The sequence below is a fragment of the Reyranella massiliensis 521 genome (assembly GCF_000312425.1).
Lineage (GTDB): Bacteria > Pseudomonadota > Alphaproteobacteria > Reyranellales > Reyranellaceae > Reyranella > Reyranella massiliensis.
Genome location: NZ_HE997181.1, coordinates 5,483,175 through 5,507,354 on the forward strand (window position 1 = coordinate 5,483,175; position 24,180 = coordinate 5,507,354).

The window sequence follows — 24,180 nt, forward strand, 5'->3', positions numbered from 1 at the left end:
CGCGCGCGGTTCCTCACCAGCCCCAGAGCAGGCGCTTGGCGATCCAGCCGCGCAGGCCACCCTCGCGCTGGACCTTGACCCAGTTCTGGCGGCGCTCGAGCGTCTTCAGCACGTTGCCGTAGGCCACCTTGCCGACGATGCGGCTGCCTTCTGAAGGCTGGCTGCGCATGTTCGCGACCTTGACCTTGACGATGTGCATGGGCGTGCTGCTGGTCAGGGGACCATAGACCCAACCGCGGTCGTTCTCGAAGTCGCTCACTTTGAGCCACTTGCCCTGGCGTCCGATGACCTTGAGCGGATAGCCGTGTCCGAGCGTCCAGTCCGCTCCATAGCGCGTTCCCGGACCCGAGCGCATGTTCACTTCCTTCGTGCTGGCGATGCTCACCATGCGCTGCGCCATGCTGGGCGAGGCCAGGGCGATCAGGGCGACGAGCGCAAGGAAGGTGGAGAGAGCGACTGCTGGGAGGCGGAAGGAGCGCTGCATCCAACGAGGTCCTTTCGGAGGCGAAGAGAGGAACGATCGAAGTCGGCGTCGCGGCCTGCGGGGAGAGGTCACGACCGGCCAGACGGTCGTCGACGAAGAACGGTAATGCCGTCGGAAGCTCGATGACGGGCAGCAGACTTCGTCGCGTCGGGCGTCGTTCTTCATACCGTATGAGACGGCTGGTTTGAAGTCCGGGTTTTGAATGCGTTTCGACTGCGTTGACTGTCCGGTTCGTTCATTGGTAGCGTCTTGTCGTGGGATGCAACTTTAAAGGGTGGGAGGAATGCGACGTCGATCGCTTATGGCGCTCTCGGGCGCGTGCTTTGTCTGCGGCTGTGCAGGCGCCGTTCACCGCATGCCGCAATTCAGCGGGGGCAATCTCAGTTTGGCGCAAACGGAAGTAGCGGGAGCTGGTGGGCCACCGACTCGGCGCGTCGTCAGCGATGAAGAAGTTGTGGAAGTCTTGCAGTCCGCGCTCAGTCGGATTCGTCCCCCAGCTTATCAAGTCTGCCGGGAGATGAACGTCGGTGTCTGCGAATGGAAATTCCGCGCGATGAAGGATCGATCCTTGAATGCCGGCGCGGCCCCCAACGGATTGATCATAGTCAATCGAGGCATCGTCGAATATGCAGCCAATGAAGAAGAAGTCGCGCTGGTCATTGCCCACGAGATCGGCCATCAGGCGGCCAACCACATAGCAACTGGTCAGCGAAACCAGGCTGTAGGCGCCCTGGTGGGGGCCATCCTTCTCGGTGCGGCCGGCGCGGCCGCCTCCTATCGTAGCCCCAACAGCACCCAGATAACGCGCTCGGCAGTGGACGCGGGCGCCAACGTTGGCGGAGCGATTGGACGAATATCCTTCTCGAAGGAGCAGGAGCGCGAGGCGGACTATCTGGCGGCGGTCATTCTGTACCGTTCCAACATCGACCTCGACAAAGCGCGGGGCTTCTTAGTGACTATGGCCAGGGCGTCAGGTCGCAAGGAGACAGGAATGCTCGATACCCATCCCGCGGGGCCTGAACGCATTGCGGGGTGGGATCGTGCCGTCGCAGAGATCCGGGCGTCGAATGGCGGTCTTCCGCAGCGCGCGTAAGGCGATAGCCGCAATATCGTCTTCTCCCGTCGGGGATCAGCGCTTCGACGGGCCGGAACGACGGACTGGTTTGGCCGCACCTCCCTTCTCCAGGCGTTCTAGGCGCTGGCCGAGGCTGGTCTGCATCTTCTCCATCTGCTGTTGAAGCTGCTGATCCTGAGCCCTGAGCTGCTCGAGCTGCGCCGAAAGACCTGCGGCCGTGCGCTGAAGCTCGTTAAGCCTGCTCTCGAGATAAGCCGCCCTGCCGCCGGATTGCGCTTCGACCGACGCAGGCAGCAACAAGACGGCACAAACGATCACACGGGGAAGAATCGCCAACTCCGGGCTGCACGTTGGAGCCGCGAGGATGGATCGGTCCGAGGGCGGTTACAATCCCAAGCTGGTCTTTGAAGCCGCCCACCATCGTGGTTCGCGGGGCGGCTTGCTGCCCGGCGCGTTCAGGCGGATCGCTCCAAGGCCTGTGGCCGATGTTCCGGTGCGACCCGAAATGAACAAGGGGTCAGCCCTTTCGGGCTAACCCCTTGTCTATTTGGTGGAGCCAGACGGGATCGAACCGTCGACCTCTACAATGCCATTGTAGCGCTCTCCCAGCTGAGCTATGGCCCCGAAAATCGTGCTGGCGGGCGCGAGGTATAATTGCTGCCTCGCTGGCTGGCAACTGCCTCCAGCGACCGTTTGTTAGCGGTCGCCCTCGCCCTTGTCGTCCTCGACTTCGACCTCGACTTCGATGTCGTCGGTCTCATCGTCCAGATCGTCCGCGTCCAACGCCTCGTCGCCGTCGACATCGGGCAAATCGTCAGCGTCGAGATCGTCGCTCTTCTTCTTGGCGGCGGCCTTGGCTGCGGCGGCTGCGGCGGCCGCGCTGGCGGCAGCGGCTGCTGCGGTCGCGGCGGCAGAACCACGGCCGCGGCGGACCTTCACGAAGTCCTCGCGATCATGCTCACGTCCGCACTTCGGACATTTGATCGGACTCTTGTTCAGGTCGTAGAAGCGCGCTGCACAGCTCTGGCAGGTGCGTTTCGTGCCCCAGCTCGCTTTGACCACGCGAAATCTCCTGAAAATGCGCTCGGATTCGGCCGAATGACCGCGAGGGAGGGCGTATGTCATGCGTCTTTCACCCTGTCAAAACCAAATTCCTCCATGCTACGAGGGCGCCGCGCCGCATTGTGCCATCCGCCCCTGTCGTCACGTTGCCCGGGAGTCCGTCCTGTCTGCCCATGCTTCTCCCGCCAAGCTGATTGCCCACCCCGTCTCGCGGCTGCAGGGCCGTGTCCGGGCGCCCGGCGACAAGTCGGTTTCGCACCGTTCCTTGATGTTCGGCGCGCTCGCGCTGGGCGAAACCAGGATCACCGGCCTGCTCGAGGGCGAGGATGTCCTCGCCACGGCCGCCGCCCTGCGGGCGATGGGCGCACAGGTCGAGCATGAAGGTGCCGGCGCCTGGCGGGTCCGCGGCTTTGGGGTGGGCGGCGGCCGTGAGCCCGACAATGTTCTCGACCTCGGCAATTCCGGGACGTCGGCCCGCCTGCTTTCGGGCATCCTGGCGAGCCACCGCTTCACCAGTTTCATGACCGGCGACGGCTCGCTGCGGCGCCGGCCGATGCAGCGGGTCATCGAGCCCTTGTCTCGCATGGGCGCCCGCTTCGAGGCCCGCGAAGGCGGCCGCATGCCGTTGGCCATCATCGGCACCGACGAGATGGTGCCCATCGAATACCGCCTGCCGGTCGCCTCGGCGCAGGTGAAGAGCGCCATATTGTTGGCCGGCCTCAACACTGCAGGCGAAACCACCGTGATCGAGCCCGAAGCGACGCGCGACCATACCGAGCGCATGCTGCGCCACTTCGGGGCCGAAGTCCGCGTGGCGCCGGCCGAAGGGGCGGGCAAGCGCATCACCGTCGTGGGCTGGCCCGAACTCAAGGCGCGCGACATCGTCGTGCCGGGCGATCCGTCGTCGGCGGCCTTTGCCGTCGTGGCGGCGGCGATCCGGCCGGGCAGCGACGTGACGGTCGAGAATGTCGGGCTGAATCCGCTGCGGGCCGGCCTTTATGAGACCTTGAAGGACATGGGCGCCGACATCGAGTTCCAGAACCAGCGCGAGATCGGCGGCGAGCCGGTGGCGGACTTGCGCGTGCGCGGTGGCGAGCTGAAGGGTGTCGAGGTTCCGCCGGAGCGGGCGCCGTCGATGATCGACGAATATCCGATCCTGGCGGTCGCGGCCGCCTGCGCCAAGGGCACGACCCGCATGCTGGGTCTCGCCGAACTGCGCGCCAAGGAAAGCGATCGACTGTCCAGTGTCGCGGCGGGCCTCGCGGCGAACGGCGTTCGCCATGAAATGGGCAGCGACAATCTGGTCGTGCACGGCACAGGGGCGCCGCCGCAGGGCGGCGGACTGGTGGTCACGCACCTCGACCACCGCATCGCCATGTCGTTCCTGGTCCTGGGGCTAGCCAGTCGTGAACCCGTGGCGGTCGACGACGGTTCGCCGATCGACACCAGTTTTCCGGGTTTTTCCCGGCTGATGAACGAACTCGGCGGCCGGATAGAGGCGGCGTGAGCGGACGCCTCGTCATCGCCATCGACGGACCGTCGGCCGCGGGCAAAGGCACCCTGGCCAGGCGGCTCGCCGCGCATTTCTGCCTGCCACACCTCGATACCGGTCTTCTCTATAGGGCGGTGGGCGTCAAGGCGGACCGCCTCGGCCTACCACCGGAAGAGGTAGCGGCCGGATTGCAGCTTGCGGACCTCCTGGCGCCGGACTTGCGGACCGACGTAGCCGGGCAGTTGGCCTCGAAGGTGGCCGTCCTGCCGCAGGTCAGGGACAACCTCTTGAATTTCCAGAAAAAATTCGCATCTCAGAAGTCCGGCGCCGTGCTCGATGGGCGCGACGTCGGCACCGTCATTTGCCCCGACGCACCCGTGAAATTTTTCGTCACGGCCAGCGCCGAAGCCCGGGCAGATCGGCGGTACCAGGAGTTGCGCGGTCGAGGGGTCGACACTATAAGACCGCGCGTTCTTGCCGAGATGGCGGAGCGGGACCGTCGCGACAGCGAACGGGCGGCAGCACCTTTGATGGCCGCACCCGATGCTTTCCTTCTCGATACCAGTGACATGGATGCCGATGCGGCCTTTGCCGCGGCTTTGGCGTTCATAGCGCGCAAGGGCTTTCGATCTTCCGGGCCGTAAATCGCCGCCGGCGGATCGAAGACTTCCAGCGGCGATTGCGCGGGACGAGTCGTCTCAGCGTCGGTGTTTCAAAGGCAGTGGATCCGCCGGACTTAACCGGCTGGCCGACGGGCGGCAGCGTTTCGCCCGGGATCGATGAAGGAGAGTTGAATGGCCAAGGGCAGCGCCCTGCGTAGACCCGCGAACGACACCGCCAGCGCGGAGTTCGCAGCACTTCTCGAAGAATCGCTGGGCGGTTCTCCGAGCTTCGAAGGAACGGTCATCAAAGGCCGCGTCATTCGTATTGCCAATGATTTCGTCGTGGTGGATGTCGGCCTCAAGTCGGAAGGCCGCGTCGCACTGCGTGAGTTCTCCAACGGTGGCGCCGCCCCCGAAGTTAAGGAAGGCGACCTCGTCGACATCTTCGTCGATCGCATGGAGAACAAGGACGGCGAAGCCGTTCTCTCGCGCGACAAGGCGCGCCGCGAGGAAGCCTGGACGATCCTCGAGAAGGCTTTCACCGATCAGGACCGTGTCATGGGCACGATCTTCGGCCGCGTGAAGGGCGGCTTCACGGTCGACCTGTCGGGCGCCGTGGCCTTCCTGCCGGGCAGCCAGGTCGACGTCCGCCCGGTGCGTGACGTCGGACCGCTGATGGGCCAGGCCCAGCAGTTCGCCATCCTCAAGATGGACCGTCGCCGCGGCAACATCGTCGTGTCGCGCCGCGCCGTCATGGAAGAGACCCGCGCCGAGGACCGCACGCGCCTGATGGGCGCGCTGTCCGAAGGCCAGGTGCTCGACGGCGTCGTCAAGAACATCACCGACTACGGCGCGTTCGTGGATCTGGGTGGCGTCGACGGCCTGCTGCACGTCACCGACATTGCCTGGAAGCGCATCAATCATCCGTCGGAAGCCCTCACCATCGGCCAGCAGGTCAAGGTGCAGGTCGTCCGCTTCAACCCCGAGACGCAGCGTATCTCGCTCGGCATGAAGCAGCTGATGAGCGATCCGTGGGATGGCGCGGGTGCCAAGTACCCGGTCAACCTCAAGCTCAAGGGCCGCGTCACCAACATCACCGACTACGGCGCCTTCGTGGAGCTGGAGCCGGGCGTCGAGGGTCTGGTTCACGTCTCCGAGATGAGCTGGACCAAGAAGAACGTGCACCCGGGCAAGATCGTTTCGACCTCGCAGGAAGTCGAAGTGATGGTGCTGGACGTCGACATGTCCAAGCGCCGCATCTCGCTCGGCCTCAAGCAGTGCATGGCCAATCCCTGGGAGAGCTTCGCCGACCAGTTCCCGTCGGGCACCGAGCTCGAGGGCGAGGTCCGCAACATCACCGAGTTCGGCCTGTTCGTGGGCCTGCCCGGCGACATCGACGGCATGGTCCATCTCAGCGACCTGAGCTGGGACAAGGCCGGCGACGAGGCGATCCGCGACTACAAGAAGGGCGACCAGGTCAAGGTCAAGGTCCTCGACGTCGACATGGACAAGGAGCGCATCTCGCTCGGCATCAAGCAGCTTGCCAACGATCCGTTCGAGAAGGTGGGTTCGGTCGCCAAGAAGGGTGACGTCGTCACCGTCATCGTGGCCGGCATCCAGGACAACGGCATCGACGTCACGGTGCAGGACGGTATTCCGGGCTTCATCCGCAAGTCGGAACTCTCCCGTGACCGTTCCGAGCAGCGCCCCGACCGCTATGCAATCGGCGACAAGCTCGACGCCAAGATCACCAACATCGACAAGGCCTCGCGCCGCGTCGTGCTGTCGGTCAAGGCGCGCGAACTGGACGAAGAGAAGAAGGCAATGGCCGATTTCGGTTCGTCCGACTCCGGCGCCAGCCTGGGCGACATCCTGGGCGCGGCCCTCAAGAAGAAGGCCGAGGACGACGGCAAGTAGGCCGTTTTCCCCTTGATTTGAGCGAAGGTCGGTCCGCAAGGACCGGCCTTTTCTTTTGCTTTCAAGGGCTTAGGCTTGACGAGGCGGTTAATTGTTTTAATATCAACGACTTAAATCGTTGATCTCGGGGTCTCACAGCCTCGCCCATGGAACTGCGATGACCAAGTCCGAGCTGATTGCCCGCCTGGCGGCCCGGAATCCGCATCTCTACCAAAGGGATGTCGAGCGGATCGTCGCCACGGTTTTCGATGAGATCTCCAAGGCCCTCGCGTCCGGCCATCGCGTCGAGCTGCGCGGCTTCGGTGCGTTCTCGGTGAAGAAACGCGATCCGCGCACGGGCCGCAATCCGCGGACGGGCGAGCAGGTCGCCGTCGCCTCCAAGCGCGTACCCTACTTTAAGACCGGCAAGGACTTGCGCGACCGCCTGAACAAGGAAGCGGCGCGCGCTGCGGGCCTGCTGCCGGGCGAGGGCGAGGACGCCAAGCCGGAAAGCGACAAGACGTAGCGTTTGCTCGCGTCGAGGCCGCGCGGTGTGCCATGCTGGCGGCGTCATGAAGTTCCTGTCCCGTGCCCTGTTCCTGCTCTTCATCCTGGTCGGCGTGCTGATTGCGGTCAGCAATTCCCAGCCTGTGCAGCTCACGCTGTGGCCACTCCCGCACGTCGTCGTCATGCCGGTCTACCTTCTGGTGATCGGGCTGCTGTTGCTGGGGGTGCTGGCGGGCCTCGGCATCGGCTGGTGGGCCGGGCGCCATCATCGCCGTCGCGCCCGCGAAGCCGGCGGCGAAGCGGCGCGTCTGGAGCGTGAACTCGGCCGCTTGCGTACGACCGAAGCGGCCCGGCAGGCTGCGGCGCAGCCAGGCGCTCCGCCCTCGGGGCCGGCATTGCGCGACCAGAAGGCCATCGAACGCCAAAGCGCGCTGGTCGCTCCGGAACTGGGAGCATCCGCCGCCCCGCGCGGGCCGTTTTCGTGAAGATTCTGTCGGCGGCCGAAGTCGATGCCGCCCTCGACGACCTGGCGCTGATCGACCGGCTCGACGCGCTGTTTCGTGCCGGCTGCGAGATGCCGACACGGCATCACCACCCGATCAGGGAACCGCTTGGCCCGGGTTCGGCCGACGCCATGCTGCTCCTGATGCCGGCCTGGACCCGCGGCCCTTCGGGCCGGATCGGGGTCAAGGTCGTCACCGTATTCCCCGACAACGGCAAGCGTTCGCTGCCCTCGATCTACGGCCAGTATCTGCTTCTGGACGGCACGACCGGCGCCACCCTGGCGCTGCTAGACGGCACCATGCTGACCAAGCGGCGCACGGCCTGTGCTTCCGGCCTCGCGTCGCGCTACTTGTCCCGCGCCGATGCCTCGCGATTGCTGATGGTCGGCACGGGCGCGTTGGCGCCCGAACTGATCCGGGTGCATGCCAAGGTACGGCCGATCCACGATGTGGCGATCTGGGGCCGCACGCCGGCCCATGCGGAAGCCCTGGCCGCAAGACTTACCGTGTCGTTGCCCAAGATGCTCGGCCGGCAGATTGCCGTCCGCGCCGTCACCGACCGGCAGGCCGCCGTCGCCGATGCCGACATCATTTCCTGTGCGACATTGTCGAAGGAAGCGCTGGTCGAAGGCGACTGGCTGCGCGAGGGGCAGCACCTCGATCTGGTCGGCGCCTACACCCCGCAGATGCGCGAGACCGACGACAGGGCCGTTTGGCGCGCCCGGGTCTATGTCGACACCCGTGCCGGCGCCCTCAAGGAGGGCGGCGATATCGTCCAGCCGCTGGCCAACGACACGATCGACGAAGACGATGTGATCGGCGACCTGTTCGAGCTCGCCCGCGGCCAGCAGACTGGCCGCTTGCCCGGCGATGCCGCCAGCATCACGCTCTTCAAATCCGTGGGAGCTGCCCTGGAAGACCTCGCCGCCGCCGAGCTCGCGATCGAGGCCTGATGAAGGGCGAACTGGCCCGCATGCTCGCCGGCGAGCTCTATCATCCCGGTGCGCCCGAGATTCAGGCGGAGCTTGCAGCCTCGCGGGCCTGGCTTGCCCGCTACAATTCCGCCTTCGGCCAGTCGAGCCCGGAACTGCGGAAGATTCTGGCGGAGCGGCTGGGTGCCGTCGGGGAAGGAGCCCAGATCCGGCCGCCGTTCTTTTGCGACTACGGCTTCAACATCAAGCTCGGCGCCAACGTCTTTCTCAACTTCAACTGCGTCGTCCTCGACGTCGTCGAGGTGGCTATCGGCGACGAAACCCAGATCGGGCCCGCCGTCCAGATCTACGCCGCCGACCATCCGCGCGACCCGGCCCAGCGGCGCAAGGGCCTGGAACTGGGCCGGCCGGTCAGGATCGGCCGCAATGTCTGGATCGGCGGCGGGGCGATCATCCTGCCCGGCATCACCATCGGCGACGATGCCGTGATCGGCGCCGGTTCCGTCGTCACCAAGGATGTCGAGGCCGGGGCGACAGTCGTCGGCAATCCGGCGCGCCGGGTGGGGCGCCCGTCACCCTCCTGAACATCGCTCTAAGCCGGTTCGATCAGCGCACCCGACTTCTTCAAGGCCTCGATGTCGGCTGCGCTGACACCGGCTTCCGCCAGGACAGCCCGGGAATCGGCGCCCTGCAAAGGGGCCAGGATGCGGATGGCGGGTGGCGTCTTGCTCATGCGCATCGGCGGCTCGACCATCATGATCTCGCCTTCGCTGGGATGCGGGTACTTCTTGAAGAGCTGGCGCCACACGAGGTGCGGGTCTTCGAACAAGTCGGCTGGTCGCGAGACCGGCGCGTTGGGAATCTGGCCTTCGTCCAGCAGCTTCACCCACTCTGCAGTGGTGCGGCTCGGCGCCAGCGCTTCGACCATGGCGTACATGTCGGCGATATGCATCGACCGGGCATTGATCGTCGAATAGCGCGGATCCTTCAGCACCTCGGGCCGGCCGACGATCTCGAAGAAATTGCGCCAGTGCTTGTCGTTGTAGGGCAGGATCGCCATCCAGCCGTCGAGCGTGCGGTAGGGCTTGCGGGTCCGCGCCAGCAGGCGCGAGTAGCCGACCTCGCCGTCGTCGCTGAAGGTACGCTCCCACAGATGCTCGACCATGAGCCAGGCCGACATGGTCTCGAACATTGGCACCTCAACGAACTGGCCCTCGCCAGTGCGCTGCCGATGCATAAGGGCTGAAAGTGTCGAGAAGGCGAAAGTGAGGCCCACCGTCTTGTCGGCGATGATGGTCGGCGGATAGCGCGGGACATCGTCGCCGGCGGCCCGGCCCATCAGGTCGGCGATGCCGAAGCGCGCCTGAATGGCGTCGTCATAGGCCGGCAGTTTTCCGTAAGGACCATCCGCCGAATAGCCGTAGGCGCCGACATAAACGATGTCGGGCTTCACCTTGCGGATTTCCTCGTAGCCCAGGCCCAGGCCCTCGATGGCTTGCGGCCGCAGGGCATGCACGAAGGCATCGGCCGTTGCCACAACCTTGAGCAGTGCTGCCCGGGCCGCCTTGTCCTTGAGATCGAGGCAGAGCGAGCGCTTGTTGCGATTCACGTAGAGATAGGTGGGACCCATGCCCGGCGTCTTGCCGGGCTTGCCGATGTGGCGCACGGCGTCGCCTTCGGGCGCCTCGACCTTGATCACGTCGGCCCCCTGGTCGGCCAGCAGCATGGTGCCGTAGGGGCCGAGGATGATGTTGGTGAGGTCGACGATCCTGAGGCCTTCGAGCGCGCCGGGCATTGCCTGTCCTGTTAGGTTGGAGAAACGGCGGCCACCCTGCCACTGCCTTGACCGCGCGTCATCGCCTCTGGCATTGCGACGCAAAACGAGAAGAAAACTATGGAGGATGCTCATGGACGTGCGCACGCAGATGCGAAGCGCCGCGCGCTACAATGCCGGCCGCGAGGCAATTGCGGCCGGCGACCGCCGGCTCACTTTCGCTCAAGCTTGGGACCGAGGCGTGCGCATGGCAAACGGCCTGCTGGCCCTTGGCCTCAAACCTCAAGACAGAGTCGGCGTGCTCGAAGACAACACACTCGAATCGTCAGATTTCTTCCTGGGCGCAGCTATTGCCAACCTGGTGCGGGTGCCACTCTATCCACGCAATGCGCGCGAGAGCCATGTCCATATGTTGGGCCACACCGGCTGCCGCGTGGTCGTGGTCTCGGAAAAGTACGCCGAAGAAATAGAAGCGATCCGCGGCGAACTGCCGGACCTGGAGCATATCCTTGTTCGCGACGCGGGTTACGAAGCATGGCTGGTGCGGCAATCGGACATCGACCCCGATCCGGCCATCGACCCTCAGGACTATTTCATCATCCGTCACACCGGCGGCACGACCGGCAAGTCGAAGGGCGTGGCCTACACCCATCATGCCTGGCTCGCTGCCGGCCGCGACTGGTTCTATCTCTACCCTCCGGTCGAGCCCGGCGACTCGTGCCTGCACCTGGCTCCGATCAGCCACGGCTCGGGCTATCTCTTCACGCCGATCTGGCTCGGCGGTGGGCGCAATGTGATGGCGGAGAAATTCGATCCGGCAAGCCTGCTCGATCTCATGGATCGAGAACGCACCGCGTACATGTTCATGGTGCCGACGATCCTGAATGCCATTAACCGCATCCCCGGAATCGAGGCCCGCAAGTTCCCTCGTCTGAAATGCATGCTCGTCTCGGCGGCGCCGATCTCCGACGAAACCGCCTTGAAGGCCTACGAAATTTTCGGAGACGCCATGTATCAGGGCTATGGGCAGACCGAGGTACTACCTGTAGCGATGATGGGACCGCGGCAGTGGTTTGCCAAAGATGTGCCGGGCTCCCAGCCCTTGCGTGCCTGCGGCATGCCGCTGCCCTTCGCGCAACTTCAGATCTGGGACGAGAACAACAATCCGGTAGCCCCGGGCGAGGCTGGCGAGATCGTCGCCAAGGCCGAAGGACAGATGCAGGGCTTCTGGAACAATCCGCAGGCGACGGCCGAGCGCATCGTCGACGGATGGGTGAAGACCGGCGACATCGGCCGTCTGGACCGGAATGGGTATCTCTACATGTTGGACCGCGCCGACGACATGGTGATCTCGGGCGGCTTCAACATCTATCCGGCCGAACTCGAGAATGTCATCGCCGCACATCCGGCGGTACTCGAGGTTGCTGTGTTCGGTATACCCGATCAGCGCTGGGGCGAGACCCCCTGTGCCGTTGTCTGTGTAAAGCAAGAGAGCGCAGTGACGGAGAAGGAACTTGTCGATCTCTGCTCCGTTCACCTCGGAAACTACAAACGTCCGGGCAAGATTGTGATTCGCCACGATCCCTTGCCCAAGACGCCGGTCGGCAAGATCAAGCGCAAGGAACTGCGCGAGGCTTTCTGGGTCGGCCACGAACGACGGGTCGCCGGTAACTGACGTGGCGGGCCGGAGCGAGCGAAGCCAAGGGGCAGACATTCACCTTCATCGAGGGGTGTTATGTGACCGTTGTGCAACGCGCGCTGGCGGTGTAGCCAAGGAGCCAGCAGGCCGGGGGGGCGATGCGAAGCAACGTTGCAAAAAAACAGCTCGAGTCGAAGACGATATCGAGCGTGGCATCAAGGCCGTATCGAATCGAAGAACAGGTTGGCTATCTCCTGCGACGTGCACATCAACGCGCAAGTGCCATCTTTCAAGTCGGTATCGGCGATCCAAACATCACACCGACGCAGTACTCGAGCATGGTGAAGCTCAACGAGTACAAGGAGCTGTCGCAAAATTTGCTGGGCCGTCTTGTCGGCATGGACAAGGCGACGATGCAGGGCGTGGTGCGGCGCCTGAAGGAACGCGGTCTCGTCGACTCGCGTCCCGATCCCGGCGATGCGCGCCGAACGTTGCTCAGCCTGACGACCGAAGGCAATCGGCTGGTTGCCAAGTTGCTGCTCAACGGGCCGGCGGTTTCGCGCGAGACCTTGAAGCCGCTCAACCAGCAGGAGCAGCGCCAGCTTCTCGAACTGCTGTCGAAGATCGTCTGACTTCGAGCCGTCGGAAAAATTTCGGTTCAACCGCCGCGCGTGTTTGACTCCAGCGGCGTCCGTGTCATCGTGTGTACACGAACGATATGGGCGACTACCTCCGACCCCGAGACCTCGACGAGGCTCTCAAGGCACTGACCCGACCCTGCATGGTGTTGGCCGGCGGCACTGACTTTTACCCTGCGCGGGTCGGCCGGTTGGTCACGGAAGATATTGTCGATATCGCTGGAATCTCAGCTCTTCGCGGTATTTCCGATACGCCGAACGGTTGGCGGCTGGGCGCCACCACGACCTGGAGCGAACTGGTCGAGGCCGACCTGCCGCCTTTGTTTAATGGGCTCCAGCAGGCGGGCCGCGAAGTCGGCGGCCGCCAGATCCAGAACGCCGGGACCTTGGTGGGCAATCTCTGCAATGCATCGCCCGCGGCCGACGGCGTGCCAGCCTTGCTGGCGCTCGACGCCGAAGTCGAGATCGCAAGCCTCGCCGGCCGCCGTCGCCTTGCCTTGGCGGCCTTCGTCACGGGTGTCCGCAAGACGGCGCTGCATCCCGGCGAGCTGGTCACGGCCATTTACGTGCCGCGCCCTCGTCATGCCGCGCATGCCGGCTTCCTGAAGCTGGGCGCGCGCCGCTATCTCGTGATCTCGATTGCCATGGCGTCGGCCGTCCTCGAAGTCGCCGACGGGAAGGTTGCGGCCGCCCGCATCGCCGTCGGCGCCTGCTCGCCGGTTGCGCGACGCCTTCCGGCGCTCGAAGCCGCATTGATGGACAGGCCCTTCGACAAGAGCCTGTCGGAGCACGTCGAAGCAACGCATATCGCGCCGCTGTCGCCCATCGACGACGTGCGGGGCAGTGCCGCCTACCGCAGCGAGGCCGTGCTCACGTTGCTGCGCCGGCTGCTGTCGGGATTGGCCCCATGAAGGTCGCCTTCACCCTCAACGGCACCGTTGCCGAGTGGGAGGGGGCGCCGGCCACCCGGCTTGCGGCGGCGTTGCGCGACGATCTCGGCTGCACGGGCACCAAGATCGGCTGCGACGCGGGCGATTGCGGCGCCTGCACGGTGCTGCTCGACGGGCGGCAGGTCTGTTCGTGCCTGGTAGCCATGGGGCAGGTCGAGGGCCGCACGGTCGAGACGGTCGAAGGGCTTGCGCTGCCTGAGATGCTGGCCGCCCTGCAGGCGTCGTTCCTGGCGCATGGCGCGGCCCAGTGCGGCATCTGCACGCCGGGCATGCTGATGGCGGCCGAGGAACTGGTTCGCCGCAAGGCCATGCCGACCCGCGCCGAGGTCGAGGAGTTCCTGGGTGGCGTGCTCTGCCGCTGTACCGGCTACAGCAAGATCGTCGATGCGGTGATGGCGGTTGCCTCGCCGGTCGGGGAGCCCGATCCCCTTGCAGGCGAAGCTGTAGGCACCCGTCTCTCGCGCGTCGATGGAATCGCAAAGGTTACGGGCAGGGATGCTTTCGGCGCCGACGCGATCCCGGACGACGCACTCTGGATCCGGGTCGTCCGCTCGCCGCATGCTCGCGCCCGCTTTGCGCTGGGCGATCTCGAGCCACTGCGGAAGCGGCTGGCGGCCGTGCTGACGGCCGCAGACGTGCCGTTCAATGGCTTCGGCATCTATCCCGACATCAAGGACCAGCCCGTCCTGGCCGATGGCCTCGTGCGTTACCGCGGCGAGGCTGTCGTCGCGCTGGTCGGCGTGCGGGCCGAGGTGCTGGCGATCCGCGACGAAGACGTGCCGATCGCCTGGACACCCGAGCCGCCCTTGTTCGGCATCGATGCCGCCACCGCCCCAGATGCTCCGTTGGTCCAAGCTGACCGGCCGAAGAACCTCCTGCTGGAAGGCGGCGTGAAGCGCGGCGACGCCGACGCTGCCTTCGCGGATTGCGCTGCAGTCGTGGAAGGCGTGTTCGAGACGGCTTTCGTCGAGCACGCCTATATCGAGCCCGAGGCCGGCTGGGCGGAGCGGGTCGGCGACCGGATCGAAATCCATGCGACCACCCAGACGCCCTATATGGACCGCGACGAAGTCGCCAATGTGATGCAGCTCCGGCCGGAGGCCGTGCGCATCGTGCCGACCGCCTGTGGCGGCGGCTTCGGCGGCAAGCTCGATCTTTCGGTGCAGCCGCTGATCGGGATCGCGGCCTGGAAACTCCGACGTCCCGTGGCCTGCGTCTACACGCGCCCCGAAAGCATGGCGGCCAGCACGAAACGCCATCCGGCGCGTGTCGCGGCAAAGTTCGGCTGCGATGCCCAGGGCAGGCTTGTGGCCTCCGACGTGCGCGCCACGTTCGATACCGGCGCCTATGCTTCCTGGGGGCCGACCGTGGCCAACCGGGTGCCGGTGCATTCCATGGGGCCCTATGCCGTGCCCAACGTGCGCACCTGGGGCGAGGCCTTTTTCACCAACGGTCCACCGGCCGGCGCCTTCCGTGGCTTTGGCGTGCCGCAGGCTGCCATTGCGCACGAGGCGATGATGGACGAGCTGGCCGATGCGACCGGCATCGACCGGCTGGAGTTTCGTCATCGCAATGCCCTGCGTGTCGGCGACACGACGGCGACGGGACAGGTTCTGGCCCATTCGGCGGGTCTTGCCCAATGCCTCGACGCGCTGCGACCCGCGTGGCGCGAGGCGCTGGAGAAAGCCGCTGCGTTCAATGCCGAAGGGGGCGCGCTTCGGCGCGGCGTCGGCATCGGCTGCATGTGGTACGGCATCGGCAATACGTCGATGTCGAACCCCTCGCGCATGCGGGTCGGCCTGTCGCCGGTCGGCGCGTTGACGCTCTATAGCGGCGCGGTCGATATCGGCCAGGGCAGCAACACCATCATGGTGCAGATCGCCGCCGACGCGGTGGGTCTGCCGGCGTCGCGGTTCGCGCTGGTCGCCGGCGATACCGATCTCACGACCGATGCCGGCAAGACCTCGGCGTCGCGCCAGACCTTCGTGTCGGGCAAGGCGGCGGAGAAGGCAGGCCAGGACCTGCGGCAGCAGATCCTGCGGCTGGCCAATGCCGGCCCCGAGGCACGCCTGTCGCTCGACGGCGCCAAGCTCACGGTACGCGACGGCGCGGAAGTGCGGACCCTCGACCTCGCAACGGTCGGCCCGTTGATGGGCGAGGGCGTGTTCGATCCGCCGACCACACCGCTCGATGCCGACGGCCAGGGCGTGCCCTATGCGACCTATGCCTTTGCCGCCCAGATGGCCGAGGTCGAGGTGGATATCGAGCTGGGCACCGTGAAGGTGCGGCGCATCGTGGCGGCGCACGATGTCGGCAAGGCGATCAACCCGACCCTGGTCGAAGGCCAGATCCAGGGCGGCGTCGCGCAGGGCCTTGGCCTTGCGCTCATGGAAGAGTATCTGCCCGGTCGTACCGAGAACCTGCACGACTATCTCATCCCGACCGTGGGCGACGTGCCTGCAATCGAGTGCATTCTGATCGAGGACCGCGAGCCGCTGGGCCCCTCGGGCGCCAAGGGCGTCGGCGAGCCGGGACTCGTGCCGACGGCGCCGGCGATCCTGGGGGCCGTCCATCACGCCACCGGCGTGCGTGCCCGCCGCGTGCCGCTGCTGCCGCATCGCCTGCGCGAGGCCATCGTCCAGTTGAAGGGCCAGTTGAAGGGGAACACGCCATGAGCGACGACATCTCGCTCACCGAGGCCGAGCGCAGCGCCGGCATCGTGCGCTGCGACGCCTGCCCTGTCCTTTGCCGCATCCGGCCCGGCCGTGCCGGCGCCTGCGATCGCTACGCCAACGAGAATGGCGTGCTGGTGCGCGTCGATCCGCTGGTGCTGCTGGCCAAGCCCGATCTTGCGAGGGTCGCCTTCGTCGAGGGCAGCGAGGCCTGGCGCGGCGAACTCGGTAAGGGCGAGGGCGCCTTCGTCACGGGAATCGGCGCCACCACGACCTACCCCGACTACAAGCCCGCGCCTTTCATCGTCTCCTCGAAGCACGAGGGCGTCGACATGGTCACGGTCGTGACCGAAGGCATCTTCAGCTACTGCGGCGTCAAGGTGAAGATCGACACCGACCGCTATCTCGGGCCCGAGCAGGCGGCGGTCCGCGTCAAGGGCGAGGCGGTGGGCCACGTCACCACGGCCGAATATGGCTCGCAGATGCTGTCGCTGGGCGGCGTGCATCATCTGACCGGCGGCTCCAAAAAGGAGGGCGTCGTCACCTGCGACGCGCTGCTGGCGCTCTGCAATCGCGAAGCGGTGGAACTCAGCATCGACGGCGGTTCGACCGTCGTAGTGCAGGCCGACAGACCGCCCATCGTGAATGGCACTCTGGAAGAGCGCATGCGCGTCGGTTGCGGCTCGGCCGCGATCGGCATGTTCGCGCCGCAATGGCACGGCCATGCCGACGAGGTGATCGTGGTCGACGACCACATCACCGGCGTGCTGAGCGAACATCAGGGCGGCGCCTTTCTCGACATGAAGCCCGCGGGCATTCGTGTCCGTGGCCGCCGCTCGACGCCGGGCCGTTATTTCCAGGTGGCGGAGCCGGGGCTGGGCTGGGGCGGCACCAACATCAGCGATCCGCTGGAGATCATCGACCGGATAGATCCCAAGCAGGCCTGGCCGGGGCTTCGGCTGCTCATGGTATCGACGACCGGCGAGCATGCGGCTTGGTACGAACTCGACCACGAGCTGAAGCCACGTCCCGCCGATATGCCGGCGCCGGTGCGTCATGTGGTCGAGCGCATCGCCGAGAACTGTGAACCTGCGCTCTGCACGGTCCTGTTCATGGCGGGCGCCGGCGGTTCGTTGCGCGCAGGCGTCACCGAGAACCCCGTGCGGCTCACCCGGTCGGTGCGGGACACACTCACCAAGGTCACGCTGGGCGGCGTGCCGGCCTATGTCTGGCCGGGCGGCGGTATCACCTTGATGGTCGATGTGGCGCGCATGCCGGAGAAGTCCTTCGGCTATGTCCCGACGCCGGCCCTGGTGGCACCCCTGGAGTTCACCCTGCGCGCCGACGATTACGCGGCATTGGGCGGCTATGCCTCGCGCGCGGTGACGCTTGAAGAGGTGCTGGCTCGCCACAAGGTCCGCGTCGACGAAGGTGGTAAAGAGGGGGGTGGCCGGTGAGCGCCATCGCCGCCCGCCTCGCCGATGGCCGGCTGCATCTGCAGCATGGGCCCATCGATCTCATCGTCGAGGCCTTCGGCACGCCTGAGGAAGTCGAACGCGCCTATGGGCAGGCGACGGAGCGGTTTGGCGATATTCTGCCGACCCTGGTCGGCGAGCTTCCGGTCCTGCGCCGGCGATTGGGTGACGCCTATCCGCTGCTGCAGGGGCCCGTGGCGCGGCGCATGGCCGACGCGACGTGGCCGCACCGCGCCGTCTACATCACGCCAATGGCGGCCGTTGCCGGGGCCGTCTCCGACGAGATGCTGCAGGCGCTTATCCGCGGTCGCACCCTCGATAAGGCGTATGTCAACGATGGCGGCGACATCGCCATCCATCTCACCGCGGGGCACGAGCTGCGCGCCGGCATCTTCGCGCAGGGGCTCGACGGCGTGGCGCGTCTCACGGCGGCGCGGCCGGTGCGGGGCATCGCCACCTCGGGCCGTGGTGGCCGCTCCTTCTCGCTGGGTATTGCCGACTCGGCGACGGTCCTCGCAGCAACGGCAGCGGCAGCCGACGCAGCGGCGACCCTGATCGCCAATGCCGTGAACGCCGATCACCCGGCCGTCGACCGTCGCGCCGCTTGCGACCTCGATCCCGACAGCGACCTCGGCGACTTGCCCGTGACCGTTGCCGTGGGGGTGCTGCCTTTGGAAGTCGTTGCCGAGGCCCTGGATCGTGGGGCAGCCGAAGCGCGCCGGTTGCGCCGCTATGGCTTGATCGATAGCGCGGCGCTGTCGTTGCAAGGCGAGTGGCGCCTCGTGACAGGCAATGCAACCCTTGCTTTGGCGGAGGTAGGATGAGCGATCTGGTGAAGGTGCGGAAGTACGTGGCGACGGTCGAGGAGACGTTGCACGACGGCGGCCCGGTGCTGGCGCGGCCCGTAGCCAAAGCCGTGGTCGGTGGTGTGATCGCGAATCCCTATGCCGGCCGCCATGTCGCGGACATCCAGCCGATGATGAAGGCCCTGGAGCCGCTTGCCGTCGAACTGACCGAGCGGGTCATGAAGATCCTGGGCGTCAAGGGCACGGACCTCGAAGCCTACGGCAAGGGGGCCATCGTCGGGCTGGCCGGCGAACTTGAGCATGCCGCCCTCTGGCACCAGCCCTCGGGGTTCGGCATTCGCCACGCCATGGGTGGGGCCAAATCGATCGTACCCTCGACGGTGAAGGTCGCGGCCGCCGGCTCGCGTATCGACATTCCGCTGCACCATGTGGCTGCGGCTTACGTGCGCAGCCACTTCGACGCCATCGAATTCTGCGTGCCGGATGGACCAAAGCCCGACGAGATCGTGTTCATCGTCGCGGCCTCGATTGGCGGCCGTCCCCATGCGAGGGTGGGAGGACTGACGGCAGCAGAAATCAAAGTGGGAGACGGCCAACGATGAGAGGGCGGCGATGAGCGATCCTTTGGCGGCGGCGATGGGTGCCCTCGACGATTATCTGGCCGCGCTCAATCGCGGCGACGAGCCCGGCGTCAACGCGGCCTGCAATTTCCCGCATGTGCGGCTGGCGGGTGGCAAGGTCGTCGTCTGGCCGCACCATGGCGACTACAAGCTCGGCGATTTCATCGCGCGCGCCGGCGACGGCTGGCATCACAGCACCTGGGACGAGCGGACGCCGATCCACGCCGGCAAGAACAAGGTGCACCTCAAGGTGAAGTTCAGCCGCTGGCGCAAGGACGAGTCGCTGATCGGCACTTTCGAGACGATCTATATCGTGACCCTCCAGGAGGGGCATTGGGGCATCCAGGCGCGATCGAGTTTCGCCGATTGATGCCCGGCTGGTCTGTTGTGTGCTTGTGAGGTGTGGGCCGGGCTCGGTAGGTTCGGTCCAGGGAGAGTGAGTTTCATCATTCCGCGAAGGGGGACTTCATGCTGACCCGCAATCGTCTGCTCGCCGGCACCGCTGCGTTCGTCGCGGCGTCGCTGGCCGCCCTGGGACTGGCAGGCCCGGCCGCTGCCCAGGCGCCGATCAAGATCGGTGAAATGAACAGCTACAAGGTTTTTCCGGCCTTCCTCGAACCCTACAAGAAGGGAATCGAACTGGCCGTTGAAGAGGTCAATGCCGCGGGCGGCGTGCTCGGTCGCAAGATCGAGGTCGTGAGCCGCGACGACAACGGCAATCCCGGCGATGCCGTGCGCGTCGCCGAGGAGCTGCTGAGCCGCGAGGGCGCGGCGTTCCTGATCGGCACCTTCCCGTCGAACGTCGGCCTGGCCGTCGCCGATTTCGCCAAGCAGCGCAAGGTGCTGTTCATCGCTGCGGAGCCGCTCACCGACAAGATCGTCTGGGATTCGGGCAACGCCTACACGTACCGCCTGCGAACCTCGACCTATATGCAGACGGCGATGCTCATTCCCGACGCCGCCAAGCTCAAGAAGAAGCGCTGGGCGATCGTCTATCCCAACTACGAGTACGGCCAGTCGGCGACGGCGGCGTTCAAGAAGCTGCTCAAGGAGAAGCAGCCCGACGTCGAATTCGTGATCGAACAGGCGCCGCCGCTTGGCAAGATCGACGCGGGCGCCGTGGCGCAGGCGTTGGCCGACGCCAAGCCGGACGCGATCTTCTCTTCGTTGTTCGGGCCGGACCTCGCCAAGTTCGTGCGCGAAGGCCAGCAGCGCGGCCTCTTCAAGGGCGTCGAGGTGTTCAACCTCCTGGCCGGCGAGCCGGAATATCTCGATCCGCTGAAGGAAGAGGCGCCGGAAGGCTGGTACGTGACGGGCTATCCGTGGAGCGAGATCAAGACGCCGGAGCACACCAAGTTCCTCAACGCCTATCAGGCGAAGTTCAAGGACTATCCGCGGCTGGGCTCCGTGGTGGGCTACGCGACCGTGATGTCGGCCGCCGAAGCAATCAAGAAGGCGGGCTCGCTCGATCAGGCGAAGCTGGTGGCGGCGATGAGCGGCCTCACCCTGATGACACCGTTCGGGATGATCCAGTATCGCCCGATCGATCATCAGTCGACCATGGGCGCCTATGTCGGCCGCATCGGCGTCAAGGACGGCAAGGGAGTCATGAAGGACTGGCGCTTCGTCGACGGCAAGGATGCCCTGCCGAGCGATGCCGATGTCCAGAAGATGAGGCCGAAGAACTGATGGTGGTTCTGCCACCGTCGTCCCGACAGTTTAGTTCGTGACTCTATCTTCGATCCTCATCCAGCTCCTGAACGGACTGGCCGCCGCCTCGTCGCTGTTCCTGGTGTCGGCCGGCCTGTCGCTGATCTTCGGCGTCACGCGAATCGTGAACTTTGCGCACGGTTCGCTCTACATGCTGGGGCTCTACGGCGCCTATTCGCTGATCGAGCTGTTCGGCCGCACACCGCTCGGGTTCTGGAGTGCCGTCGTGCTGGCGGCGCTCGCGGTCGGGCTGGTCGGCGTGCTGATCGAGCTCGCGGTGCTGCGGCGTATCTATCGCGCGCCCGAGCTGTTCCAGCTTCTGGCGACCTTTGCCATCGTCCTGATCATCAAGGATATCGCGCTTTTCACCTGGGGTGCGGAAGACCTGGTGGGACCGCGTGCGCCTGGTCTGTCGACGGCTGTCGAGATTCTAGGCAAGCGCGTGCCGGCCTACGATCTGCTGCTGATCGTCATCGGCCCGCTGGTCCTGGCAGCCATCTGGCTGTTGCTGACCCGCACCCGCTGGGGGGCACTGGTGCGCGCCGCCACGCAGGACCGCGAGATGGTCGGCGCGCTGGGCGTCGACCAGGCCAAGCTCTTCACGTCCGTCTTCTTCGTCGGCGCCGTGTTGGCGGGGCTGGGTGGCGCACTCCAGATCCCGCGCGAGCCCGCCAACCTCGAACTCGATCTTGCCGTCATCGCCGACGCCTTTGTGGTCACCGTCGTGGGCGGGTTGGGCAGTATTGGCGGGGCCTTTCTGGCGGCGGTGATCATCGGGGTCGCCAAGGCCTTCTGCATCGGCATCGGCAGCGTTACCTGGTTTGGCGTCGAGATTTCCTTCTCCAAGCTCACTCTCGTGGTCGAGTTCCTGATCATGGCGCTGGTGCTGGTCGTGCGGCCCTATGGCTTGCTGGGCAAGCCCCAGGCCGCGCAGCGAGTCGCGGCCGAACCGGCACCGCCATTCACCGTGCCCTCATGGACCTTTGCGCTGGTCTGGCTAGCGTTGCTCATTATTGTCCCGTGGGTCACGGACCGTTACGCGGCGATCCTGCTGACCGACATCGTCTGCTTCGCCCTGTTCTCGGTCTCGCTGCACTTCATCATGGGGCCGGCGGGCATGGTCTCGTTCGGCCATGCGGCCTACTTCGGCATCGGGGCCTATGCGGCCGGCCTGTTGCTGAAGCGCGTCGGCCTGCCGATGGAAGCGGCGTTGCTGATCGCGCCGCTGATCGCCGGCGCCTTCGCCATCGTCTATGGCTGGTTCTGCGTGCGTCTCTCGGGCGTCTATCTCGCGATGCTGACGCTCGCCTTCGCGCAGATCAGCTGGTCGATCGTGTTCCAGTGGGATTCGGTCACGGGCGGCAGCAACGGCGTGTTCGGCGTCTGGCCGTCTTCGTGGCTCGCCGACAAAACGGTCTACTACTACCTCGCCCTGGCTTTGTGCGGCGCAGGCATTGCGTTTCTCTGGCGCGTGATGTTCTCGCCCTTCGGCTACGCACTGCGCGCCGGCCGCGATTCGCCGTTGCGCGCCGAGGCCATTGGCATCGACCTGCGTCGCTTCCAGTGGGCGGCCTTCGTGCTCGTGGGCGCGTTGGCAGGGCTCGCCGGCGCTGTCTACGCCTTCTCCAAGGGCAGCATCTCGCCGTCGACCATTTCGATTGCTCAATCGACCGATGGATTGGTCATGGTGTTACTGGGCGGTGTCGAAACCCTGACCGGCCCGGTCGTTGGTGCTGCGATCTTCACTTGGTTGCGCGACGTCGTGGCGCGTAACACCGAGTTCTGGCGGGCCGTCATCGGCCTCGTGATCCTGCTGATCGTGCTGCTGTTCCCGCAGGGGCTGGTCGGCGGCCTCAAGGCGTTGGCGATGCGGTGGCGGGAGCGGCACGCATGAACAACGCCGTTCTTCTGGTCGAAGGACTGCACAAGGCGTTCGGCGGCGTGCAGGCCGTGGCCGATGTTTCCTTTGCCGTCGCTGCCGGCGAGATGCTGGCCCTGATCGGGCCCAATGGCGCGGGCAAGAGCACCTGCTTCAACATGCTGAACGGCCAGCTTGCCCCTGACGCCGGGGTCGTCCGGCTCGATGGCCGCGATATCGTGGGCTTGCGACCGCGCGCCATCTGGCGGCTGGGTGTGGGCCGCACCTTCCAGATTACGGCGACCTTCGCGTCGCTGTCGGTGCGCGAGAACGTGCAGATGGCGCTCTATTCCCACGCGGGCCGCCTGCGCTCCCTGCTGCAGCGTTTCGGTGCGGCGTTCCGGCCCGAAGCCGATGCCTTGCTGCAGCAGGTCGGCATGCTCGACCAGGCCGACCGTGTTTGCGGTGTGCTGGCCTATGGCGATCTGAAGAGGGTTGAGCTGGCCATCGCGCTCGCCAACCAGCCCCGGCTTCTCCTGATGGATGAACCGACGGCCGGCATGGCACCCAAGGAACGCGTGGCGCTGATGGAGCTGACCGCGCAGGTGGCGCGGGTGCGCAATATCGCCGTGCTGTTCACCGAGCACGATATGGACGTCGTCTTCTCCCAGGCCGACCGCATCATCGTGCTCGACCGCGGCCAGCTCATCGCCGGCGGCACGCCCGAAGAGGTGCGCAACAATCCCGATGTGCGCGCCGTCTATCTCGGGAGCGTCCACTGATGCTCGAAGTCCGGGATCTGCACGCCTTCTACGGCCGCGCGCATATCCTGCACGGCGTTTCCCTGGAGGCGCGCGCGGGCGAGGTCGTGGCGTTGCTGGGCCGCAACGGCGCCGGCAAGTCCACGGCCATGAAAGCGATCATGGGGCTGGTGCCACCTGCCCATGGCGAGGTGGCCTTTGCCGGCCAGCGCATCGATCGTCTGCCGCCCTATCGCATCGCGCGCCTTGGGCTGGGCTACGTGCCGGAGGAACGGCGCATCTTCACCGAGCTGACGGTGGTAGAGAACCTTGAAGTCGGACGCCAGCCGGCGCGCGACGGTGCGCCGACCTGGACCGAGGACAAGCTCTTCGCGCTCTTCCCCAATCTGGCCGGCATGGGCGAGCGACCGGGTGGACGCATGTCGGGCGGCGAGCAGCAGATGCTCACCATCGCCCGCACCCTGATGGGCAATCCGCGATGCGTGCTCCTCGATGAGCCCTCGGAAGGGCTGGCGCCGATCATCGTGGAGCAGATGGCCAATTCCATCCGGGCGCTGAAGGGCGAGGGGCTTTGCGTGCTGCTCAGCGAACAGAACCTGCATTTCTCGCAGGCCGTCGCGGACCGTGCCTATATCATCGAGAAGGGCCAGATCCGCTTCGGCGGCTCGATGGCCGAGCTGACAGCCGACGCCTCGTTGCGTGAACAGTACCTATCGGTTTGAGC

At 65.9% G+C, this 24,180-nt stretch carries 24 protein-coding genes and 1 tRNA gene; 20 read left to right on the forward strand and 5 right to left on the reverse strand.

Translation table 11 applies throughout. From position 1 onward, the window contains the following. Nucleotides 1-13: 13 nt before the first annotated feature. The gene (locus BN60_RS26780; protein ID WP_020699270.1) at nucleotides 14-484 is read right to left on the reverse strand and encodes an SH3 domain-containing protein; all 471 of its coding nucleotides are present in this window, start codon (nucleotides 482-484) and stop codon (nucleotides 14-16) included. Nucleotides 485-839: 355 nt separating this feature from the next. Between BN60_RS26780 and BN60_RS26785 the strand changes: the two genes are divergently transcribed. Further along, nucleotides 840-1,577: a M48 family metallopeptidase gene (locus tag BN60_RS26785; RefSeq protein ID WP_177324871.1), complete on the forward strand. Its 738-nt coding sequence runs from the start codon at nucleotides 840-842 to the stop codon at nucleotides 1,575-1,577. Between the two features lie 36 nt (nucleotides 1,578-1,613). Here the strand turns inward: BN60_RS26785 and BN60_RS26790 are convergent, their stop codons facing one another. The 3 genes from BN60_RS26790 to BN60_RS26800 form a co-directional block, all read right to left on the reverse strand. Then, entirely contained in the window at nucleotides 1,614-1,895 is a 282-nt protein-coding gene (locus BN60_RS26790) for a hypothetical protein (protein ID WP_148283534.1), read from the reverse strand. A 212-nt stretch (nucleotides 1,896-2,107) separates the two neighbouring features. Continuing rightward, nucleotides 2,108-2,183: transfer RNA gene (locus tag BN60_RS26795), tRNA-Ala, on the reverse strand. 72 nt (nucleotides 2,184-2,255) lie between these two features. After that, the gene (locus tag BN60_RS26800; RefSeq protein ID WP_020699273.1) at nucleotides 2,256-2,621 is read right to left on the reverse strand and encodes a TIGR02300 family protein; all 366 of its coding nucleotides are present in this window, start codon (nucleotides 2,619-2,621) and stop codon (nucleotides 2,256-2,258) included. Between the two features lie 163 nt (nucleotides 2,622-2,784). Here BN60_RS26800 and aroA point away from each other — a divergent pair, with 163 nt between their 5' ends. The 7 genes from aroA to BN60_RS26835 all read left to right on the forward strand — a co-directional run bounded on the left by aroA (nucleotide 2,785) and on the right by BN60_RS26835 (nucleotide 9,137). Then, a complete protein-coding gene (aroA, locus tag BN60_RS26805; protein WP_083856441.1) occupies nucleotides 2,785-4,128 on the forward strand; it encodes a 3-phosphoshikimate 1-carboxyvinyltransferase in 1,344 nt (447 codons plus the stop codon). After that, nucleotides 4,125-4,757, forward strand: a complete 633-nt coding sequence (locus tag BN60_RS26810) for a (d)CMP kinase (protein ID WP_020699275.1) — start codon at nucleotides 4,125-4,127, stop codon at nucleotides 4,755-4,757. The genes aroA and BN60_RS26810 overlap by 4 nt, the downstream gene beginning before the upstream one ends. A 150-nt stretch (nucleotides 4,758-4,907) precedes the next feature. Continuing rightward, nucleotides 4,908-6,632 (forward strand): 30S ribosomal protein S1, encoded by a 1,725-nt coding sequence (rpsA, locus tag BN60_RS26815; RefSeq protein ID WP_020699276.1) that lies wholly within the window; start codon nucleotides 4,908-4,910, stop codon nucleotides 6,630-6,632. Nucleotides 6,633-6,789: 157 nt separating this feature from the next. Further along, nucleotides 6,790-7,137, forward strand: coding sequence for an integration host factor subunit beta (gene ihfB, locus BN60_RS26820; RefSeq protein ID WP_020699277.1), 348 nt, complete (start codon nucleotides 6,790-6,792; stop codon nucleotides 7,135-7,137). Between the two features lie 46 nt (nucleotides 7,138-7,183). Continuing rightward, nucleotides 7,184-7,603, forward strand: coding sequence for a lipopolysaccharide assembly protein LapA domain-containing protein (locus tag BN60_RS26825; RefSeq protein WP_020699278.1), 420 nt, complete (start codon nucleotides 7,184-7,186; stop codon nucleotides 7,601-7,603). Further along, nucleotides 7,600-8,574: a bifunctional Delta(1)-pyrroline-2-carboxylate/Delta(1)-piperideine-2-carboxylate reductase gene (lhpI, locus tag BN60_RS26830; protein ID WP_020699279.1), complete on the forward strand. Its 975-nt coding sequence runs from the start codon at nucleotides 7,600-7,602 to the stop codon at nucleotides 8,572-8,574. Before BN60_RS26825 ends, lhpI begins: the two co-directional genes overlap by 4 nt. Then, nucleotides 8,574-9,137, forward strand: a complete 564-nt coding sequence (locus tag BN60_RS26835; protein WP_020699280.1) for a sugar O-acetyltransferase — start codon at nucleotides 8,574-8,576, stop codon at nucleotides 9,135-9,137. The genes lhpI and BN60_RS26835 overlap by 1 nt, the downstream gene beginning before the upstream one ends. 8 nt (nucleotides 9,138-9,145) lie before the next feature. On the opposite strand, the gene BN60_RS26840 is transcribed toward BN60_RS26835, so the two are convergent. Then, a complete protein-coding gene (locus BN60_RS26840) occupies nucleotides 9,146-10,348 on the reverse strand; it encodes a CaiB/BaiF CoA transferase family protein (protein ID WP_020699281.1) in 1,203 nt (400 codons plus the stop codon). A gap of 112 nt (nucleotides 10,349-10,460) precedes the next feature. Here BN60_RS26840 and BN60_RS26845 point away from each other — a divergent pair, with 112 nt between their 5' ends. From BN60_RS26845 to BN60_RS26900, 12 genes are all read left to right on the forward strand, one after another. After that, nucleotides 10,461-12,002, forward strand: coding sequence for a class I adenylate-forming enzyme family protein (locus tag BN60_RS26845; RefSeq protein ID WP_020699282.1), 1,542 nt, complete (start codon nucleotides 10,461-10,463; stop codon nucleotides 12,000-12,002). Nucleotides 12,003-12,124: 122 nt separating this feature from the next. Next, nucleotides 12,125-12,598 (forward strand): MarR family winged helix-turn-helix transcriptional regulator, encoded by a 474-nt coding sequence (locus BN60_RS31715; protein ID WP_020699283.1) that lies wholly within the window; start codon nucleotides 12,125-12,127, stop codon nucleotides 12,596-12,598. 86 nt (nucleotides 12,599-12,684) lie between these two features. Then, nucleotides 12,685-13,515 carry an FAD binding domain-containing protein gene (locus BN60_RS26855; RefSeq protein WP_020699284.1) on the forward strand — a complete coding sequence of 277 codons (831 nt, stop codon included), beginning with the start codon at nucleotides 12,685-12,687 and terminating at the stop codon, nucleotides 13,513-13,515. Continuing rightward, nucleotides 13,512-16,229: a molybdopterin-dependent oxidoreductase gene (locus BN60_RS26860; RefSeq protein ID WP_020699285.1), complete on the forward strand. Its 2,718-nt coding sequence runs from the start codon at nucleotides 13,512-13,514 to the stop codon at nucleotides 16,227-16,229. The genes BN60_RS26855 and BN60_RS26860 overlap by 4 nt, the downstream gene beginning before the upstream one ends. Continuing rightward, nucleotides 16,226-17,683 carry a hypothetical protein gene (locus BN60_RS26865; RefSeq protein WP_020699286.1) on the forward strand — a complete coding sequence of 486 codons (1,458 nt, stop codon included), beginning with the start codon at nucleotides 16,226-16,228 and terminating at the stop codon, nucleotides 17,681-17,683. The genes BN60_RS26860 and BN60_RS26865 overlap by 4 nt, the downstream gene beginning before the upstream one ends. After that, on the forward strand, nucleotides 17,680-18,525 hold the full coding sequence (locus BN60_RS26870; RefSeq protein WP_020699287.1) for a UPF0280 family protein: 846 nt from the start codon (nucleotides 17,680-17,682) through the stop codon (nucleotides 18,523-18,525). Before BN60_RS26865 ends, BN60_RS26870 begins: the two co-directional genes overlap by 4 nt. Then, nucleotides 18,522-19,109, forward strand: coding sequence for an amino acid synthesis family protein (locus tag BN60_RS26875; RefSeq protein ID WP_020699288.1), 588 nt, complete (start codon nucleotides 18,522-18,524; stop codon nucleotides 19,107-19,109). Before BN60_RS26870 ends, BN60_RS26875 begins: the two co-directional genes overlap by 4 nt. A gap of 10 nt (nucleotides 19,110-19,119) precedes the next feature. Then, nucleotides 19,120-19,497, forward strand: a complete 378-nt coding sequence (locus BN60_RS26880) for a hypothetical protein (RefSeq protein ID WP_020699289.1) — start codon at nucleotides 19,120-19,122, stop codon at nucleotides 19,495-19,497. A 98-nt stretch (nucleotides 19,498-19,595) separates the two neighbouring features. Next, nucleotides 19,596-20,816: an ABC transporter substrate-binding protein gene (locus tag BN60_RS26885; RefSeq protein ID WP_020699290.1), complete on the forward strand. Its 1,221-nt coding sequence runs from the start codon at nucleotides 19,596-19,598 to the stop codon at nucleotides 20,814-20,816. 37 nt (nucleotides 20,817-20,853) lie between these two features. Beyond that, the gene (locus BN60_RS26890) at nucleotides 20,854-22,731 is read left to right on the forward strand and encodes an ABC transporter permease (RefSeq protein WP_020699291.1); all 1,878 of its coding nucleotides are present in this window, start codon (nucleotides 20,854-20,856) and stop codon (nucleotides 22,729-22,731) included. Next, nucleotides 22,728-23,477, forward strand: a complete 750-nt coding sequence (locus BN60_RS26895; RefSeq protein WP_020699292.1) for an ABC transporter ATP-binding protein — start codon at nucleotides 22,728-22,730, stop codon at nucleotides 23,475-23,477. Before BN60_RS26890 ends, BN60_RS26895 begins: the two co-directional genes overlap by 4 nt. Then, on the forward strand, nucleotides 23,474-24,178 hold the full coding sequence (locus BN60_RS26900; protein ID WP_215905995.1) for an ABC transporter ATP-binding protein: 705 nt from the start codon (nucleotides 23,474-23,476) through the stop codon (nucleotides 24,176-24,178). The genes BN60_RS26895 and BN60_RS26900 overlap by 4 nt, the downstream gene beginning before the upstream one ends. Nucleotides 24,179-24,180 lie beyond the last annotated feature (2 nt).